General features: G+C 72.7%; 1 protein-coding gene. It reads right to left on the reverse strand.

Annotated features, from left to right (window positions below):
- A partial coding sequence (locus AX721_RS26565; protein ID WP_156467403.1) for a TonB-dependent receptor plug domain-containing protein occupies positions 1–271 on the reverse strand: 271 nt, incomplete at both ends.

Consider the following 271-nt stretch of genomic DNA (forward strand, 5'->3'; position numbering starts at 1 on the left):
ACGGCCGAGGCGCCGCCCGTCAGGACGTCGACGCGCTCGATCAGGGCCGAGGGGATGAAGTTGATGTCGGCGGCCAAGGACGCGCCGGTGGTGTTCGGCGTGCCGGGCATCAGACGGCGGCCGTCGATCAGGACCTGGGTGCGGGTCGCGCCAAGGCCGCGGAGGCTGATGGTGGCCGTGCCGGTGGAGCCGTTCGACACCGAGGCGCCCTGGGCGGCGAAGGCCTGGGGCAGGCTGTTGATCATGTCCTCGACGCGGGTCACGCCCGTCG

This window comes from Phenylobacterium sp. CCH9-H3, assembly GCF_001557235.1.
GTDB lineage: Bacteria > Pseudomonadota > Alphaproteobacteria > Caulobacterales > Caulobacteraceae > Phenylobacterium.